This window comes from Actinomadura craniellae, assembly GCF_003289645.1.
GTDB lineage: Bacteria > Actinomycetota > Actinomycetes > Streptosporangiales > Streptosporangiaceae > Actinomadura_D > Actinomadura_D craniellae.
Genome location: NZ_QLYX01000018.1, coordinates 44032 through 59445 on the forward strand (window position 1 = coordinate 44032; position 15414 = coordinate 59445).

Annotated in this window: 17 protein-coding genes and 1 tRNA gene; 11 read left to right on the forward strand and 7 right to left on the reverse strand. The window is 73.5% G+C overall.

Annotation, left to right across the window (positions count from 1 at the left end; genetic code table 11):
- Positions 1 to 705, forward strand: a complete 705-nt coding sequence (locus tag DPM19_RS29775) for a dienelactone hydrolase family protein (RefSeq protein WP_111871500.1) — start codon at positions 1 to 3, stop codon at positions 703 to 705.
- A gap of 4 nt (positions 706 to 709) precedes the next feature.
- Here DPM19_RS29775 and DPM19_RS29780 read toward each other — a convergent pair whose 3' ends face one another.
- The gene (locus DPM19_RS29780) at positions 710 to 1006 is read right to left on the reverse strand and encodes a DUF6191 domain-containing protein (protein WP_111871400.1); all 297 of its coding nucleotides are present in this window, start codon (positions 1004 to 1006) and stop codon (positions 710 to 712) included.
- Positions 1007 to 1459: 453 nt separating this feature from the next.
- On the opposite strand from DPM19_RS29780, the gene DPM19_RS29785 reads away from it, so the two are divergent.
- On the forward strand, positions 1460 to 2137 hold the full coding sequence (locus DPM19_RS29785) for a C40 family peptidase (RefSeq protein ID WP_111871401.1): 678 nt from the start codon (positions 1460 to 1462) through the stop codon (positions 2135 to 2137).
- Positions 2138 to 2227: 90 nt separating this feature from the next.
- On the opposite strand, the gene DPM19_RS29790 is transcribed toward DPM19_RS29785, so the two are convergent.
- Positions 2228 to 2437 (reverse strand): putative glycolipid-binding domain-containing protein, encoded by a 210-nt coding sequence (locus tag DPM19_RS29790; RefSeq protein ID WP_111871402.1) that lies wholly within the window; start codon positions 2435 to 2437, stop codon positions 2228 to 2230.
- Positions 2438 to 2575: 138 nt separating this feature from the next.
- Between DPM19_RS29790 and DPM19_RS29795 the strand changes: the two genes are divergently transcribed.
- Positions 2576 to 2648: transfer RNA gene (locus tag DPM19_RS29795), tRNA-Lys, on the forward strand.
- Positions 2649 to 2821: 173 nt separating this feature from the next.
- Here the strand turns inward: DPM19_RS29795 and DPM19_RS29800 are convergent.
- The 3 genes from DPM19_RS29800 to DPM19_RS29810 form a co-directional block, all read right to left on the reverse strand.
- Positions 2822 to 3085 (reverse strand): hypothetical protein, encoded by a 264-nt coding sequence (locus DPM19_RS29800; protein ID WP_146779044.1) that lies wholly within the window; start codon positions 3083 to 3085, stop codon positions 2822 to 2824.
- The gene (locus DPM19_RS29805) at positions 3082 to 3486 is read right to left on the reverse strand and encodes a hypothetical protein (protein WP_111871404.1); all 405 of its coding nucleotides are present in this window, start codon (positions 3484 to 3486) and stop codon (positions 3082 to 3084) included. Before DPM19_RS29805 ends, DPM19_RS29800 begins: the two co-directional genes overlap by 4 nt.
- A gap of 177 nt (positions 3487 to 3663) precedes the next feature.
- A complete protein-coding gene (locus tag DPM19_RS29810; RefSeq protein ID WP_111871405.1) occupies positions 3664 to 4863 on the reverse strand; it encodes a helix-turn-helix domain-containing protein in 1200 nt (399 codons plus the stop codon).
- 172 nt (positions 4864 to 5035) lie between these two features.
- Here DPM19_RS29810 and cyaB point away from each other — a divergent pair, with 172 nt between their 5' ends.
- The 3 genes from cyaB to DPM19_RS29825 all read left to right on the forward strand — a co-directional run bounded on the left by cyaB (position 5036) and on the right by DPM19_RS29825 (position 7735).
- On the forward strand, positions 5036 to 5590 hold the full coding sequence (gene cyaB, locus DPM19_RS29815) for a class IV adenylate cyclase (RefSeq protein WP_111871406.1): 555 nt from the start codon (positions 5036 to 5038) through the stop codon (positions 5588 to 5590).
- Positions 5591 to 5990: 400 nt separating this feature from the next.
- Positions 5991 to 7106, forward strand: coding sequence for a sensor histidine kinase (locus DPM19_RS29820; RefSeq protein ID WP_199485357.1), 1116 nt, complete (start codon positions 5991 to 5993; stop codon positions 7104 to 7106).
- Complete coding sequence (locus DPM19_RS29825; protein WP_111871408.1) at positions 7097 to 7735, forward strand: response regulator transcription factor; 639 nt, start codon at positions 7097 to 7099, stop codon at positions 7733 to 7735. The genes DPM19_RS29820 and DPM19_RS29825 overlap by 10 nt, the downstream gene beginning before the upstream one ends.
- On the opposite strand, the gene DPM19_RS29830 is transcribed toward DPM19_RS29825, so the two are convergent.
- Complete coding sequence (locus DPM19_RS29830; protein ID WP_111871409.1) at positions 7668 to 9110, reverse strand: serine hydrolase domain-containing protein; 1443 nt, start codon at positions 9108 to 9110, stop codon at positions 7668 to 7670. The two genes, DPM19_RS29825 and DPM19_RS29830, sit on opposite strands and share 68 nt — an antisense overlap.
- 280 nt (positions 9111 to 9390) lie before the next feature.
- Between DPM19_RS29830 and DPM19_RS29835 the strand changes: the two genes are divergently transcribed.
- The 3 genes from DPM19_RS29835 (at position 9391) to DPM19_RS29845 (ending at position 14104) form a co-directional block, all read left to right on the forward strand.
- Complete coding sequence (locus DPM19_RS29835) at positions 9391 to 9828, forward strand: hypothetical protein (protein WP_111871410.1); 438 nt, start codon at positions 9391 to 9393, stop codon at positions 9826 to 9828.
- A gap of 164 nt (positions 9829 to 9992) precedes the next feature.
- Positions 9993 to 13019, forward strand: a complete 3027-nt coding sequence (locus DPM19_RS29840; RefSeq protein WP_111871411.1) for an FAD-binding and (Fe-S)-binding domain-containing protein — start codon at positions 9993 to 9995, stop codon at positions 13017 to 13019.
- A complete protein-coding gene (locus tag DPM19_RS29845) occupies positions 13016 to 14104 on the forward strand; it encodes an enolase C-terminal domain-like protein (RefSeq protein WP_111871412.1) in 1089 nt (362 codons plus the stop codon). The genes DPM19_RS29840 and DPM19_RS29845 overlap by 4 nt, the downstream gene beginning before the upstream one ends.
- Positions 14105 to 14139: 35 nt before the next feature.
- On the opposite strand, the gene DPM19_RS29850 is transcribed toward DPM19_RS29845, so the two are convergent.
- Complete coding sequence (locus DPM19_RS29850) at positions 14140 to 14682, reverse strand: hypothetical protein (protein WP_111871413.1); 543 nt, start codon at positions 14680 to 14682, stop codon at positions 14140 to 14142.
- A gap of 74 nt (positions 14683 to 14756) precedes the next feature.
- Here DPM19_RS29850 and DPM19_RS29855 point away from each other — a divergent pair, with 74 nt between their 5' ends.
- Together DPM19_RS29855 and DPM19_RS35515 are read left to right on the forward strand one after the other, a co-directional pair.
- On the forward strand, positions 14757 to 15131 hold the full coding sequence (locus tag DPM19_RS29855) for a hypothetical protein (protein WP_111871414.1): 375 nt from the start codon (positions 14757 to 14759) through the stop codon (positions 15129 to 15131).
- Positions 15128 to 15298, forward strand: a complete 171-nt coding sequence (locus DPM19_RS35515; RefSeq protein ID WP_158566938.1) for a hypothetical protein — start codon at positions 15128 to 15130, stop codon at positions 15296 to 15298. Before DPM19_RS29855 ends, DPM19_RS35515 begins: the two co-directional genes overlap by 4 nt.
- Positions 15299 to 15414: the final 116 nt, after the last annotated feature.

A 15414-nucleotide genomic window follows, 5' to 3' on the forward strand; every position in this document is an offset into this window, starting at 1 on the left:
ATGAGTGCAAAGACCGAGTCGGTCCAGGTGGCCGACGGGACGTTCGACATGCAGGTGTGGCACCCCGCGTCCGGGAGCGGGCCGGGTCTCCTGCTGATCCAGGAGATCTGGGGGGTGGGCCCGTACATCCGGGCGGTCGCGGAGCGGCTGGCCGGGATGGGGTACGTGGTCGGGGCGCCGGACCTGTTCTGGCGGCTGCAGCCCGGCTGGGAGGGCGCGCACGACGAGGCCGGGCTCCAGGAGTCGATGGCGCTGGCGTCCCGCTTCGACCGGGACCTCGGGACGGCCGACCTGGCCGCGGCGCTGGACAGCCTGGCCGCGCTGCCCGAGGTGACCGGCGGCGCCGGGGCGCTCGGCTTCTGCCTGGGCGGCACGATGGGCTACCTGCTCGCGGCGCGGGCACGGCCGGCGACGCTGGTGTCGTACTACGGGTCGGGGGTGCCCGACATGCTGGACCTGCTGGACTCCATCGAGTGCCCGGTGCAGTTCCAGTTCGGCGGCGACGACCCCTACATCCCGGGTGAGGGGGTGCGGCGGCTGGCCGAGGCCGTCGCCGGCCGGCCCGGGATGGAGTTGCACGTCCAGGAGGACGGCGGGCACGCCTTCCACAACCACGTCGCGCCGATGTTCTACCGGCCGGAGGCCGCCGCCCGTGCCTGGCGGCAGACCGAGGAGTTCCTGGCCCGCACCCTGCCCGTGGCCTGACCGCTCAACGGCGGCGGTGCCGCAGGAGCGCGGTGCCGCCGTCGAGGTCGATCAGGCTGCCGTCGCCCTCCTCGTCGCGCAGCACCAGAGAGGTGCGGCGCTGGTCGATCTCGTGCCGCTTGCCGGCGTAGAAGATCGCGTGGAGCTCGTCGAGGCCCGGGGCGGACATCGCCCGCTCGCCGTCCCTGATCCAGGGCAGCCGTATCCGGCGGTGCGCCCACAGCCCCATCCGGTCCACCGCGGCGAACGCGACCAGGGCGAGGACCAGGCCGGGAATCGTCAGGAACACCAGTACCGCCATGCCGGGACAACGCCGGCAGGGCGGGCCGGGTTCCGCGGCGTTTTCGTGCCGTTCGGGACGGATGTGGCTGGCATCACATTCCGATAACGAAGTGGCGCTTTGGGCTGGGCGTTCGGCACGTCCCGCCCGCGGACGATCATGCTCCGGACCTCGCGGGGATTTGCCCCCGCCGCCGGGCCGTGATTAACGTGCCCAGGGCCGAGCGGCCACCAGCCCGCTCGCGAACAACAGAACACGCCGGCCCCATCCCCTGGCGAACGCCCTGGCCGGCTCGCCTCATCCGCACCACCGAGAAGTGCGGAGCCGGGCGCACCCCGCGCGAGTTCCTCCCGCGGGCCGATCCCCTCCACCGAAACACCGCGGACCGCCGCATGCCGTCCGCCGGATTCCGGTCGCCCGGCAGGCACCACCCCCACACGAGGAGCCATCCTGGACACCCCCCTGAAGTCCCGCATGTTCCCGAAGCCCCGCACGTTCCGTTTCGCCGGCGGCGTCGCGCTGGGCGCGACGGCCGTCGTGGGCTCGGCCACCCTGCTGGGCCCGACCCGCGCGGTGGACGCCCGGGCGCTTGCCGCCGCCCCCACGACGAAGCCGACGGCGCAGACCCCGCAGCCGCCCGCCACCCCGGCGACCCCGACCCCGGAGCCGCCCGCTCCCACGGCGACCCCGCCACAGCGCCCTGCCGCCGTCCCCGAGACGAAGCCGCCGGCGCAACTCCCCCGGCCGCGCCCCGCCGCGCAGCCGCCCGCGCAGACCTCCGGGGCCTCCGGGCAGGGCACCGCCGCCGTCGTCGCGTTCGCCCGGCAGCAGATCGGCGACAGCTACTCGTGGGGCGGGAACGGACCCGACGCCTGGGACTGCTCCGGCCTGGCCACCGCCGCCTGGCGCAAAGCCGGCGTGCAACTCCCCCGCACCACCACCGCCATCTACTCGGCGGTCGGCCGGAAGGTCGCCTACGGCGACCTCCAGCCCGGCGACCTGCTCTTCTTCTACTCCGGCCGCAGCCACGTGGGCGTCTACGCGGGCCAGGGACAGATGATCCACGCCCCCAGCTCGGGCAAGCACGTCCAGCAGGTCGATCTCGGCTCGCACTACAAGCAGGAGTTCAACGGAGCCGTCCGCCCCGGCTAACCCCGCCCCCGCCCCCGCCCCCGCCCATGATCCTTCAGCATCCAGGGCGCCATAACACCGCGAAAGCTGAAGGATCAGGGGCGGCGTTGGTCAGCCGGCTCGGGCCGCACGCCTCGCCCAGGACGGGTCCAGCGTGATGCTGTAATCGACGACCCAGGTCCGGCCCTCCTCCACTGCGGCCGTGCACCCCTTGATGCGGTACCTGCCGTCGTGCTCATGGAAGTAGCCAACCTCGAAGCCCGAGCACGCGCCCTGGTGCAGCCAGGCCACGGCCGCCGGCGGCGGCGCGGTGAAAGGCATGCGCCATGATCGCATGACGACCGGAAAAACGACTGGACCCCGGCATCCCGGGCACCGCATCCTGAGGACCGGCGGCCTGTCCCCTACCGGACGGGATGCACGGGCCGTCCGGAGGGCTCGGTATGCTTCGCCGGGCAAGGGCCGTTAGCTCAATTGGCAGAGCTGTGGACTTTTAATCCATAGGTTCTGGGTTCGAGTCCCAGGCGGCCCACCCCTCTTCACCCGCTTGACCTGCGGCACAGCGTCACAGGACTTCCCGGGCTCCCCTTCCGCCCCCGTTGGGAGCCCGAGGGGAGCACAGGAGTTCCGGAGTCTTCCCCGCCCGCAGGACCAGCGCCACAGTGGTCTCCCGGGCCCGTGGACGACCGACCGCTGAACGCCGTGTCATGTCCATGTCACCCCGCGATCGGTCGCGGTACCGATCGCGACCGGCTCCCCGTACTCGTACGGCTCGTGCCCGGACCCGGTGTGATACGCGCGGCGCACCACGCCACGGGTCCCGGCAGGTTCACCACGCAGAACCTCGGCCAGCCGCTCGCGCGCCTGCTTCTCGTCGCCGGTGATCCCACCCGCACCCCGGCCGCCGCCGAGCAGGGCGTCCCAGGCGAACAAGCGAGGCGGGCCACCCGCGTAGTACGGCGTCGTCACGACCGCACCTCCCGAACCACGAAGGCACCCAGCACCCGCCGCCACAGCGCGGGCCGGTCGTCCGTGCGTGCGTGCCGCCACCGGCGAGCCGGTCGGAGCGCGACGGGCGCCCGGGGCGGGTTGGGGCAGGGCACGGTCGCGGTGGTCCACTGCCCGGACGGACCGACCATCACACCCCGCGGCGGTACCGGGTTACGGGCCGGGAGAACCGCCTCCAGGCGGCGGGCGAGCTCGACCGGGTCAGCCGCCTCGACAAGCTCTCGCCGGGTCACCGCCCACCACCGGCCGGTGAATTCGCCGAACCACGCACACACCCCGGGGAACCGGTGTCGCAGGTCAGCCAATGCGCTTTCGGGGTCGACCTCCGCCGCCGTCCACGGGGCGACCGCCACCGCGGTCACGACCGACCACCGATCTCGGATACCTTGCCCATAGCCAGGACCTCGTTTCCTGGTCAGGCCCCGGCATCATCGGTGTTCGCGCACCGGCCCGGGGCCGCTCCCTGCGTCTGACGACGCACTGTGAGCGGCACCGTACGGTGGGCTCAACCCCTTGCCGTTTCCATGCGGAAACCTTTGTCAGACCAGATTCATCCGCCACGCCAGCCCGCGTAGATCACGGCCGCCCGCACGGTCGAGCAGCCCGCCGACGAGCTCGCGGATCAGCGGGTTATGCCGTACCTGCTCGGGCGACAGTCGCTCGGCCTGCCGTAGTTCTCGGACGGCATCGCCGTCCCGTCCGAGCATCGCCAGGGCGCGTGCCTTCTCGATCCGCAAGGCCGCCCGCCGGTTGCCGGAGGCCAGCGCTCGTGGTTCCACCCGATCGGCGTACTCGAGCGCTTCGGTGGGCTCACCGGCTTCAACGGCGAGGGACGTCCGCCATACCCCGGTGTTGGCCACGCCGAACACCTCGAACGCGGCCGGGTCGTCGCCGAGCGGCTCGGCGACGCGGGCCGCTTCGTCGGCGTGGTCGCGGGCCGCTCCATGGTCCCCCGCGACCTGGCACGCCAGCGCCGCGGACAGCCGCAGCATCCCGTACACCTGGTGCGCGAACGGGTCGTCACCAATGTGCGGTTCCAGCTCATCGGCGGTCCGGGGTGTGGTCATCAACGCCCGGGGCCGGTTGGCCGAACTACGCGCGTGCGCCTGACCGAACGCGGCGGCGGCCTGCCATACCGGCTCGTCGAGTTGTTCGGCGGCCTGCCGGGCGCGTTCTCCCGCGACCCATCCGAGACTGCCGTCCCCCAGATGCCGCAAGGTGCATGTCGCATCCGAGCCGCACGCCACCACCAGCAACCGGAGCGCCTCGCTTCTCGCGGGCTCGATTCCAGCCGCCGCGTGCACCGAGAGTTCCCTGATCACACCGGGAAGAACGGCCATCACCGTGGCATAGTCGGCGTTCCGCAACGCCTGGTCGGCCCGCTCCACCTCCGCGGCGAGCACGGCGACCGGACGGGAGGGCATATCGGGCGGGTCAGCACAGGAAACATCAAGCAGCGCCCGTTGCAGCCCCACCAGGCTGTATCCGCGCCGATCCGGCTGCACCTCGGGTGCCGACACCCCCAGCAATGCGTCGGCGGACACCTCGAGCGCATCGGCCAGAGCCGCGATGTCGGATCTGCGTTCCAATCGCGCCTTGCCGTTCTCGATCTTGGATAGCCAGCCCTTGGACCGCCCGACCAACCCGGCCGCCGCCTCCAGGCTCAACCCGCGGGCCCGGCGGGCCGCCCGGACGTTTTCCCCGATGCGCCGGGGACCGTCATCGTGTGAACGCGACATGGCCTGGCCTCGCTGTAGACGTTCCGAACCCACCGCCCACGGTACGCGCGCGCCGCCGCCGTGAGCAGAGAATACGAAGACACCCGCCGCCGATGGCGGTACTACATGCAGGGTTCCTCCGGCAGTTCAACGACATGTGGCGACGGGGCGCCCCAGGAAGGAAGACCGAGCGGTGATCGAGGCTGAGTTGAAGGCGCGGGTTCACGACCCCGAAGCACTCCGGGCCCGGTTGCGCACCCGAGCCGACGAAGAGGTCAGCGTCTACCGCGACACCTACTACGACCGGCCCGGCCGCCCGTTCACCGCCGCCGGCCGGGAACTTCGGGTACGGGTGGTCGAGGCGGCCGGGATGCGCCGCACCGTGCTGACCTACAAGGAACCCGCGGTCGACGAGGCGTCCGGATCCAAACCCGAGCATGAGACGAAGGTCGCCGACCCGGCCGTCATCGACACCGTGCTGATCGCGCTGGGCGCCGAACACCTCGTCGCGTTCGAGAAGCACTGCGCGAACTACCGGTTCACCGCCTGCGGCCGGGACATGCTCGCCACCCTCGTCGCCGTCCCCGAGATCGACGGTACGTTCATCGAGGTGGAGACCATGGCCGACGAGGACGACCTGACCGCCGCCCTCGATGACGTCCGGGTGGTCCTGGCCGAACTGGGCATCGCCGACGACGATCTCACCACGGAGCAGTACACCGACGCCGTGATGCGCGCCCGGTCCTGATCGACATCGTCACCCCGGGCTCAGCCGGTGTAGTGGCGGACCTCCGCTCACCCACGGCACCACGCCGCGAACACCGTCCGGCCCAGCGCGGTGCCAGCGCGGCGGCGAGTGCGGGCAGGCGGTCAACGGCTCTCCAGCCGCGGTGGCCGCCCGCCATGGAAAACCGCACCGCAAGTGGCATGTCCGCACGTCAGAGGGGAGGTCAATCGCCATGACGACACCGACGCCCCGTTCCTGCCGCCCGCCGATCCGCGGGGCTGCTCGGCCATGACCACCTCGGTCGTCGTCGGAGGAAGCGGCTGGCTGGGGGCGCCATAGCGCGGCGATGCGCCGAGCGGGGTGAGAGCGTCGTCATCACTGACCGGCGGGTGCGGGGCGGGCCCGCGGTTAGACTCCGGTCATGCGCCGGACCGCCGTAGTGCCCGTTCGGCGGGCCGTCGGGGTGCTCGCGGGGGTGCCGACCGGGGTGGCCGGGCTCGGGTGGGTCTGCGTCGCCGGGGCCGTCGGTGGCGGGCGGGCGCGGAAGGTGACGGCCGCGCTGGTCGAGCTGGAACGGATGCGGCTCGCCGCCTGGTACGACCATCCCTGCGGCGGTGGCCGCGGCGGGCGCGTCTACCTCGGCCTGCGGGGTGCGGTCGGCGCGCTGGGCGGTTACCTCGCCGTCGCCGGGCTGTTCGTGGCCGTGCTGTTGCTGCACGGCGGAGTCGTGCAGCTCGTCTCGGGTGACGCGGACCTGGTCCCGCTGGAGTTCCCCGGGGTGCGGCTGACGGGTAGCAGCTGGGCGTACGGCCTCGGCCTCGGGACGGTCGCGCTGGTGCTGGCCGTCGCGTGGAGCGCCGCGCTGATCCGGCTGGAACGCCGGCTGGCCGACCGTTTCGTGGGCCCCGACTCCGACGAGGCCATGCGCCGCCGGATCACCGAGCTGACCGCGTCCCGCTCCGGCATCGTGCGGGCCGTCGACGACGAGCGCCGCCGGATCGAGCGCGACCTGCACGACGGGGTCCAGCAGCGGGGTGTGGCGCTGGCGATGCTGCTGGGCCGGTTGCGGCACGCCGCGGACCCGGCGCTGGTCGACCAGGCGTACGCCGAGTCCCGGCTGCTCCTCGACGAGTTGCGGGACGTGGCGTGGCGGGTCTACCCCACCGAGCTCGACTCGGCGGGGCTGCGCGCCGCGCTGGCGGAGGTCGCGGAGCGCTCCACGGTGCCGGTGACGGTAGACCACGCGCTCTCCGGACGGCTCCCGCCGGAGGTCGAGACCGCCCTCTACTTCGTGGCCCGGGAGGCCATCACCAACGCCGCCAAGCACGCCGGGGCACGCGCGATCGAGGTCGTCCTCCGGGGCGGGGCAGGCGAGGTGACCGTGACGGTCTCCGACGACGGCCGCGGCGGTGCCCGGCCGGACGGGGGCGGGCTGTCCGGGCTGGCCCGGCGGGTGCGGGCGCTGGACGGGACCTTCGCCGTGGACAGCCCGCCCGGCGGCCCGACCAGGGTGACCGCGAGGTTGCCGTGCGTCTGATGCTCGCCGACGACTCCGTCCTGCTCCGCGAGGGCCTGGCCCGGCTGCTCCGGGACGCCGGGCACGAGGTGACGGCGGCGGTGGGCGACGCCGGCGCGCTCCTGTCGGCCGTGGCCGGGCGGCGCCCGGACGTGGCGGTCGTCGACGTGCGCATGCCGCCGTCGCATACCGACGAGGGGCTGCGGGCCGCGCTGGAGATCCGCGACCGGTGGCCGGACGTCGGCGTGCTCGTGCTCTCCCAGTACGTCGAGCGGACCTCCGCCACCAGGCTGCTGGCCGGCCCTCCGGAGGGCCTGGGCTACCTGCTCAAGGACCGGGTGTCGGAGGTGCCCGAGTTCCTGGCCGCGCTGGAGCGGATCGGTTCCGGTGGCACGGTGTTCGACCCGGAGGTGGTCCGGCGGCTGCTCGCCGGCAGCCCGCTGGGCGCGCTGACCCCGCGCGAGCGGGCCGTGCTCGAACACCTGGCCCAGGGCATGGTCAACACCGCGATCGCCGAGCGGCTGCACGTGTCGCAGAGCACGGTGGAAAAGCACGTCAACGCCATCTTCGACAAGCTCGGCCTCACCCGGACGCCGGGTTACAGCCGCCGGGTCCTGGCGATCCTCCGCTACCTCGACGAAGCCGGATGAGCCGTGCGGCCACCACCGCCAGTCCGGCGACGGCCGCCGTCACCAGCCAGATCATGAAGGTCGGGTAGAGGTACCCCACCTGGATCCACCGGATGTCGCGCCCCCGGGCGAGCACCCGGAAGACCGGCACGAGCGCCGCGCACAGCGCGAGCGGCGCCAGGTAGGCGGGCAGCAGCCACAGCCGCCAGGCCGTGCGGCGGGCCGCCCACCGCCGGGAGCGGGCCACCCCGCGCGCCGCCAGCCCGGCGGTCGCCAGGGTCAGCAACGCGAACACGCCGTCGATGACCAGGTGGGGTGCGGAGGGGAGCTCCGGCTCCGTTCCCTCGATCATGGCGACGAGGCCGTCCAGCAGGGCGTCGCTGTCGCCGTAGGCCGTGCCGGTGTTCGCCATGACCGCGATGCCGTACCCGGATTCCGGTATCAGCAGTTGCTCGGCTGTGGCGGTGAAGAGGTCGCCGCCGTGCCCGATGACGGGCGTGCCGCGCTCGGTCCGGCCGATCGACCAGCCGAGGGCGTAGCCCGGGTTCCGCGCGGAGGGGGTGCGCAGCGCGGCGGTGCCCGCCGGGGAGAGGAGGCCGCCGCCGTTCTGCGCGATCAGCCACCGCGCCATGTCGTTCGCGCTGCTGATCACCCCGCCGGACCCGTTGCCGAACCCGGTGGGCTCGGGCAGGGCGACCGCCCGGCCGAGGATGCGCAGGTGGCCGCGCGCGCTGCCCGGCAGGTCCCGTTCGGTGGCGAGGGTCCGGCTGTCGTGCATCCCCAGTGGGGTGAACACGTGCGCGTCGAGGTGGTCCGCGAACGGTTCGCCGCTCACCACCTCGACGAGCCGCGCGGCGACCTGGTAGTTGGTGTTGTGGTAGCTGAACGCGGTCCCTGGGGCCGCTGCGAGCCGCGCCGTCCTGAGGCGCGCCACGGCCTCCCTGAGCGATTCGGGTCGGCGCCCGCTCTTCTCGCGGAAGGCCGAGTCGGCCATGCCCGAGGTGTGGTCGAGCAGTTGGCGCACGGTGATCCTCGCCGCCCGGGGGTCCGCCATCGCGAACTCGGGCAGGTGGTCGCGCACCGTCCCGTCGAGCCGTACCTTCCCCCGCTCCACCAGGCGCAGGACGGCGAGGGAGGTCATGGACTTGCTGAGCGAGGCGATGGCCATGGGGGTGCCCGCCGTCACGGGGTCTCCCGAGCCGGTCCGCCCGTACCCGGCGGCGTGGACGACCTCGTTCCCCCGGACGACCGCCACCGCGGCCCCGGGCAGGCCCGTCCGCTCGCGGTACTCCGCGACGAACGCGTCGATGCGGGCGGGGGTGATCCCGCCGGGCGGGACGCCGCCGGAGGCGGGGAGCAGGGCGAGGGAGATCGCGGTGAGGGCGCTGGCGAGCATGCGCCGAAGCCAACCAGGCCCCCGGGTCCGCGACCATTGCGAGATTCCTCCGCGTCCGTTACGGGAACCCGCCGCACCGCCAGGGGTGACCGCCTGCCGGTGGACGATCACGTCGAACCAGCCGGCCGATGCACCCTCCCGACCGGCGCGGGGCTCCGTACTCCCTGTGGCACCGGCGGACAGGCGAAAACGTCAGAGGGCCCCGGCAGAATGCCCGGCGAACGCGGCGTCGCCTTCGTGGCCGGGCGGCGTCGCGCGGGTCGACCGATCGGAGGAGACGATGCGCAACACCGAGCTCGAAAAGCTCGCCGGGCTCGTCGGCGAGTGGACGACGACGCTGTCGGACGCCTGGTTCCTCGAACCGGCGGGCACCGAGAGATCGGGCACGGCCACCATCGAGTGGCTCGGGGAGTCGTTGCTGGTCGTGCGGACGGTGCTGCACGACGGCGCGGCCCGCTCCGAGACGGGCCTCGTCATCGGGCGCAGCGACCCCAACGACGCCTACGCCGTGCTCTACCAGGACGACCGCGGCGTGTGCCGGCAGTTCGCCATGACCTTCGGCGGCGGGCGCTGGACCATGACCCGTGCGGACCCGGACTTCCACCAGCGTTTCGTCGCCGACGTCGAGGAGAACCGCATCCTCGGCCGCTGGGAGGCGTCCGACGACGAGGGCGCGACCTGGCGCAAGGACTTCGACCTCACCTTCGAGCGGGCCTGAGCCCGAGGTGACACCGGCCCGGTCGCATACCGCTGATCGAGGTGGTGCGGCCGGTCCGTGGCGAGGCCGTCCCCGCAGGTGAGCCGCGCCTATGGAGGAATGCGCGCATCCTTCGGGGGCAGGGGGCGGCGTATGGGACACATCCTGATCACCGGGCCGGCGGCATGAGCGCCGTCGACCTGCCGCGGCCGGTGCTGCGCCGGCCCCAGGCCGCCGTCGATCCGCGGGCGCTGGAGCGGGATCTGCGCGACCGGGTGGACGGGGAGGTCCGCTTCGACGCCGGCAGCCGCGCCCTGTACGCCACCGACGCGTCCAACTACCGGCAGGTACCGATCGGCGTGGTGGTGCCGCGCACCGTGGGCGCGGCGGTGGAGGCCGTCGCGGTGTGCCGGAAGCACGGCGCGCCGCTTCTGTCGCGGGGTGGCGGCACCAGCCTGGCGGGGCAGTGCTGCAACACCGCCGTGGTGATCGACTGGAGCAAGTACTGCCACCGCCTGCTGTCGGTGGACGGCGAACGGCGGTTGTGCGTGGTCGAGCCCGGCATCGTGCTGGACGACCTGAACCGCCGGCTCGCCGGCTACGGCCTGCAGTACGGGCCCCGGCCGGCCACCCACCCCAACTGCACGCTCGGCGGGATGATCGGCAACAACTCGTGCGGCGCCACCGCCCAGGCGTACGGCAAGGTCGTCGACAACGTGCGGCGGCTGGAGGTGCTGACCTACGACGGGCTGCGGATGTGGGTCGGCGAGACCGACCCCGCCGAGGCCGCGCGGCTGGCCGCCGAACCAGGCCGGACGGGTGAGATCTTCCGTGGCCTGCTGGCGCTGCGCGACCGGTACGAGCACCAGATCCGGGAGCGCTACCCCGACATCCCCCGCCGGGTGTCGGGCTACAACCTGGACTCGCTGCTGCCCGAGCACCACTTCGACGTGGCAGGGCTGCTGGTCGGGTCGGAGTCGACGCTGGTCACGGTGCTGCGCGCCGAGCTGGAACTCGTCCCGGTGCCCGCCCACTTGTCGCTGGTGATGCTGGGGTTCCCCGACATCGCCACCGCCGCCGACCACGTGCCCGCCATCGTCGGCCACGACCCGCACGTGCTGGAGGGCATCGACCACCAGCTGGTCTCCTTCGAGCAGGCCGAACACCTCAACCCGGAGGCCCTGAAGCTGCTCCCGGACGGCCGGGCCTTCCTGATGGTGCAGTTCGCGGGCGAGACCGTCCAGGAGGCCCACGACCGGGCGCGGGCGCTGGTGGACGCCGTCCCGGACGCGACGGGCTCGGTCATCTACGACGACACCGACCACGAGCGGCAGCTGTGGCGGATCCGCGAGTCCGGGCTGGGCGCCACCGCGCACGTGCCGCACCACCCCGACACCTGGGAGGGCTGGGAGGACTCGGCGGTGCCGCCCGACCGGGTCGGCGACTACCTGCGCGGCCTCAAGGAACTGATGCACCGGTTCGGGTACGGCGAACCCTCCGTCTACGGGCACTTCGGGCAGGGCTGCGTGCACACCCGCATCCCGTTCGACCTGGAGTCGGCCGAGGGGGTCGCGGCCATGCGCTCCTTCGCCGAGCACGCCGCGGACCTGGTCGTGGCGTACGGCGGTTCGCTGTCGGGCGAGCACGGCGACGGGCAGTCCCGGGCCGAGCTGCTGGGCAAGATGTTCGGCCCCGAGCTGGTGGAGGCGTTCGGGCAGCTGAAGGCCCTGTTCGACCCCGGCGACCGGATGAACCCCGGCAAGATCGTCGCCCCCTACCGGCTGGACCAGAACCTGCGGCTGGGCGCCGGCTACGACCCGTGGCGTCCGGAGACCGCGTTCGCCTACCCCCGCGACTCGGGCCGGTTCGACCAGGCGGCGCTGCGGTGCGTGGGCGTGGGCAAGTGCCGCTCGCTGGAGGGCGGCGTGATGTGCCCCAGCTACCGCGCCACCCGCGAGGAGAAGCACTCCACCCGGGGCCGGGCCCGCCTGCTGTTCGAAATGGTGCGCAACGGTTCGCCGATCGACCGGGGCTGGCGCTCCCGGGAGGTACGCGACGCCCTCGACCTGTGCCTGGCCTGCAAGGGGTGCAAGACCGACTGCCCGGTCAACGTCGACATGGCCACCTACAAGGCCGAGTTCCTGCACCACCACCACGCGGGACGGCCGCGTCCCCGCGCGCACTACTCGATGGGCTGGCTGCCGGTGTGGGCGGCGCTGGCCGGCCGGGCGCCCCGGGCCGCCAACGCGCTCGCCACCCTGCCCGGGCTGAACCGGGTGATCAAGTTCGCGGGCGGCATCGCCGCCGAGCGGGAGCTGCCGCCGTTCGCCGCGGAGCGCTTCGTCGACTGGTGGCGGCGGCGCGGGCCGCAAGGGGAGGGCCGGCGCGGCGAGGTCGTACTGTGGCCGGACACGTTCACCGACTCCTTCCACCCGGCGATCGGGCGGGCCGCCGTCGAGGTACTGGAGGACGCCGGGTTCCGGGTGAAGGTCCCCGACCAGGCGGTGTGCTGCGGCCTCACCTGGATCTCCACCGGCCAGCTCGGCATCGCCCGCCGCGCCCTGGCCCGCACCCTGGACGTCCTCCGCGACGACCTGCGGCGGGGCACCCCGGTCGTCGGCCTGGAACCCAGCTGCACCGCGGTGTTCCGCTCGGACGCCGCCGAGCTGTGGCCGGACGACCCGGACGTCCAGCGGCTCCGCGACCAGACCCGCACCCTGGCCGAACTCCTCACCGAACGGGCCCCCGACTGGCGCCCGCCGCCCGTGGACGCCGCCGCGGTCGTGCAGCGGCACTGCCACCAGTACGCCATCATGGGATTCGACGCCGACCGGACGCTGCTGGCCGCCGCCGGGGTGGAGGCGGACGTCCTGGACTCCGGATGCTGCGGGCTGGCCGGGAACTTCGGCTTCGAACGCGGCCACTACCAGGTCTCCCAGGACGTCGCCGAGCTCGGCCTGTTCCCGGCGCTGCGCACCGCCGACCCCGGGACGCTCGTCCTGGCCGACGGGTTCAGCTGCCGCACCCAGATCGACCAGGCCGGGCTCGGCCCCGCGCCCGTGCACCTGGCCGAGGTACTGGCCGCCGGCCTGCGCGGAGCCGAACCCCGGGCGGTCCGCCCCGCCCCGCCACGCAGCTCCGGCCGCGCCGCGCTGGCCGGCCTCGCCCTGGCCGCCGCGGCACTCGCCGCCCACCGGCTGCGCCGGCGATGACCGCGCTGGAGAACGTCGGCGTGACGGCGTACACGGTGCCCACGGCGCTGCCGGAGTCGGACGGGACCCTGGAGTGGGACGCCACGACCATCGTCGTCGTCCGTACCACGGCCGCCGGGCACACCGGGACCGGGTACACCTACGGCCCGGCCGCGGTGGCCGCCGTCGTCCGCGACGAGCTGGTACCCGCCCTGCGGGACGCCGACGTCACCGACGTCGCCGCCGCCTGGGCGGCGATGGTGCGGGCGCTGCGCAACGCCGGATACCCCGGCATCGGCGCCATGGCCGTCTCCGCCGTGGACATCGCGCTGTGGGACCTCAAGGCCCGGCTGCTGGGCCTGCCGCTGGCGGTGGCGATCGACGCCTGCCACCGGTCCGTGCCGGTCTACGGCAGCGGCGGCTTCACCTCCTACACCGAGGCGCAACTCGCCGGGCAGCTCGCCGGCTGGGTCGAGCAGGGCATCCCGCGCGTCAAGATGAAGGTCGGCCGGGACCCGGCCCGCGACCCCGGCCGGGTCGCGGCGGCCCGCGAGGCCGTCGGCCCCGACGTCGAGCTGTACGTGGACGCCAACGGCGGCTACACCCGCGAGCGGGCGCTCGACCGGGCCCGGTGCTTCGCCGACCTGGGCGTCACCTGGCTGGAGGAACCCGTCAGCTCCGACGACCTCGCCGGCCTGCGCCTGATCCGCGACACCGGCCCGCCCGGGATGGACGTCACGGCGGGCGAGTACGGCTACACGATCCCCTACTTCGCCCGGATGCTGGAGGCCGGCGCGGTCGACTGCCTCCAGGCCGACGTCACCCGGTGCGGCGGCATCACCGCCTTCCTGCGCGTCGCCGCCCTGTGCGACGCGCACGGCGTGGACCTGTCCACGCACGGCGCACCCCAGGTCAGCGCGCACGCCGCGGCGGCGGTCTGGCACCTGCGCCACCTGGAGTACTTCCACGACCACGCCCGCGTCGAGCACCTGCTGTTCGACGGCACCCGCACCCCCGCGGACGGCTCGCTGACCCCCGACCGCACCCGCTCCGGCCTGGGCCTGCACCTCAAGGAGACGGACGCGGCCCCCTACCTGACCGGCTGACCCGAGGCGCCGGCGGGCGCGCGCCACGATCGCCGCTAGCCCTCCAGGCGGTCGATGATCGGGGTGAGCAGGTCGTTCAGTTCCCTGGTCAGGACGCGTACGGCCCGGCGGGCGGTGTCCACGACGCCGTCGCCGGGGCCCGGTGGGGCCGGTGGCAGTTCGTCGATCGGCAACGGTGCCTCAACCAGCAGCAACGTCCGGACGTGCGGGGCTCGGGCCAGATCGTGGTCGGACGGTTCCAGGAACTGGCCGAAGGTCTGCGGCCACTCCCGCCAGCCCCGGTCGTGCCACCATTCCCGGGAGCAGGTGAGCTCGGCGGGCAGCGGGGAGACGAGTTCCGCCCGGGCGGTCAGCGTCCCGTCCCAGGTGTTGCGGTAGCACTCGGCGCTCACCACCCGGCGGTGCCAGCGCACGTAGCCGGGGGTCATGCGGGGCGGGATCGCCATCCACCAGGCCGTGCACGCGAACAACACGGGGGCGATGTCGCCCCAGGAGTCGTCGAACTCCGGCAGCCCACGGCGCACCCACTCCCCGTACGCGTCGTGGTACTCCTCGTCCAGCCAGAAGGACTTCGTCACAGCGTCTCCGTCTCAGAGTTCTGCCAGAAACCTTTCCTACCCTCCTGCCCACGTTCACGACGCGGAGGAGTGACATGCGAGGAAAGGCATGGGCGGGAGCGGCGCTCGGCGTCGCCCTGGTGTTCACGGCCACCCCGGCTTCGGCCGACCCCACCCCCAAGCCCAAGGACCTCGGCAAGCGGGCCAAGCAGATGTGCGCCCGAGCCGACCGGGCCGTGGACCGGGTGGACCGGCTGATCACCCGCTTCGAGGGGGACGCCAAGACGCGCGGCTCGGTGGCCTGGATGAACGACCGCGCCGCCAAGGTCCGGGCCAAGGACCCGGCTCGCGCGGACATCATCGCCGGCCGGGCGAAGATCCGGCAGAGCCGGCTGGCCACGCTCAAGCTGCGCAAGCAGAACCTGCCCAAGGTGCAGAAGTGGTGCACGGACCGCGGGTTCCGGAAATGATCCGGCGCCTCGTCCTGGCGTGCGCGGTCGCCGCGGCCCTCACCGGCTGCGGCGCCGCGCCCGGCGCCGACGCCCCGGCCGGGCCCTCCGAGCACGAGATCGCCCAACTGGAGAAGATCGTCGACGATGCGGAGCGGGCGGCCACGGAGGGCGAGCAGGCTCCGTAGGCCCGCCCGGAGCCGGGCGGCACCGCAATGCGATAAACCACGCAGACTGGGCGGAACCGGACCGGCTTCCGCGACTCGACAGGTCCCGCGGGCCCGGCCGGAACACGGCCCGGAGC

Coding starts and splice junctions, on each gene's coding strand:
- DPM19_RS29840 (WP_111871411.1), top strand. CDS start 9,993: ATGAGCGCCGTCGACCTGCCGCGGCCGGTGCTGCGCCGGCCCCAGGCC.
- DPM19_RS29780 (WP_111871400.1), bottom strand. CDS start 1,006: ATGGCGGTACTGGTGTTCCTGACGATTCCCGGCCTGGTCCTCGCCCTG.
- DPM19_RS29790 (WP_111871402.1), bottom strand. CDS start 2,437: ATGCCTTTCACCGCGCCGCCGCCGGCGGCCGTGGCCTGGCTGCACCAG.
- DPM19_RS29775 (WP_111871500.1), top strand. CDS start 1: ATGAGTGCAAAGACCGAGTCGGTCCAGGTGGCCGACGGGACGTTCGAC.
- DPM19_RS29830 (WP_111871409.1), bottom strand. CDS start 9,110: ATGCTCGCCAGCGCCCTCACCGCGATCTCCCTCGCCCTGCTCCCCGCC.
- DPM19_RS29820 (WP_199485357.1), top strand. CDS start 5,991: ATGCGCCGGACCGCCGTAGTGCCCGTTCGGCGGGCCGTCGGGGTGCTC.
- DPM19_RS29855 (WP_111871414.1), top strand. CDS start 14,757: ATGCGAGGAAAGGCATGGGCGGGAGCGGCGCTCGGCGTCGCCCTGGTG.
- DPM19_RS35515 (WP_158566938.1), top strand. CDS start 15,128: ATGATCCGGCGCCTCGTCCTGGCGTGCGCGGTCGCCGCGGCCCTCACC.
- DPM19_RS29785 (WP_111871401.1), top strand. CDS start 1,460: ATGTTCCCGAAGCCCCGCACGTTCCGTTTCGCCGGCGGCGTCGCGCTG.
- DPM19_RS29810 (WP_111871405.1), bottom strand. CDS start 4,863: ATGTCGCGTTCACACGATGACGGTCCCCGGCGCATCGGGGAAAACGTC.
- DPM19_RS29845 (WP_111871412.1), top strand. CDS start 13,016: ATGACCGCGCTGGAGAACGTCGGCGTGACGGCGTACACGGTGCCCACG.
- DPM19_RS29835 (WP_111871410.1), top strand. CDS start 9,391: ATGCGCAACACCGAGCTCGAAAAGCTCGCCGGGCTCGTCGGCGAGTGG.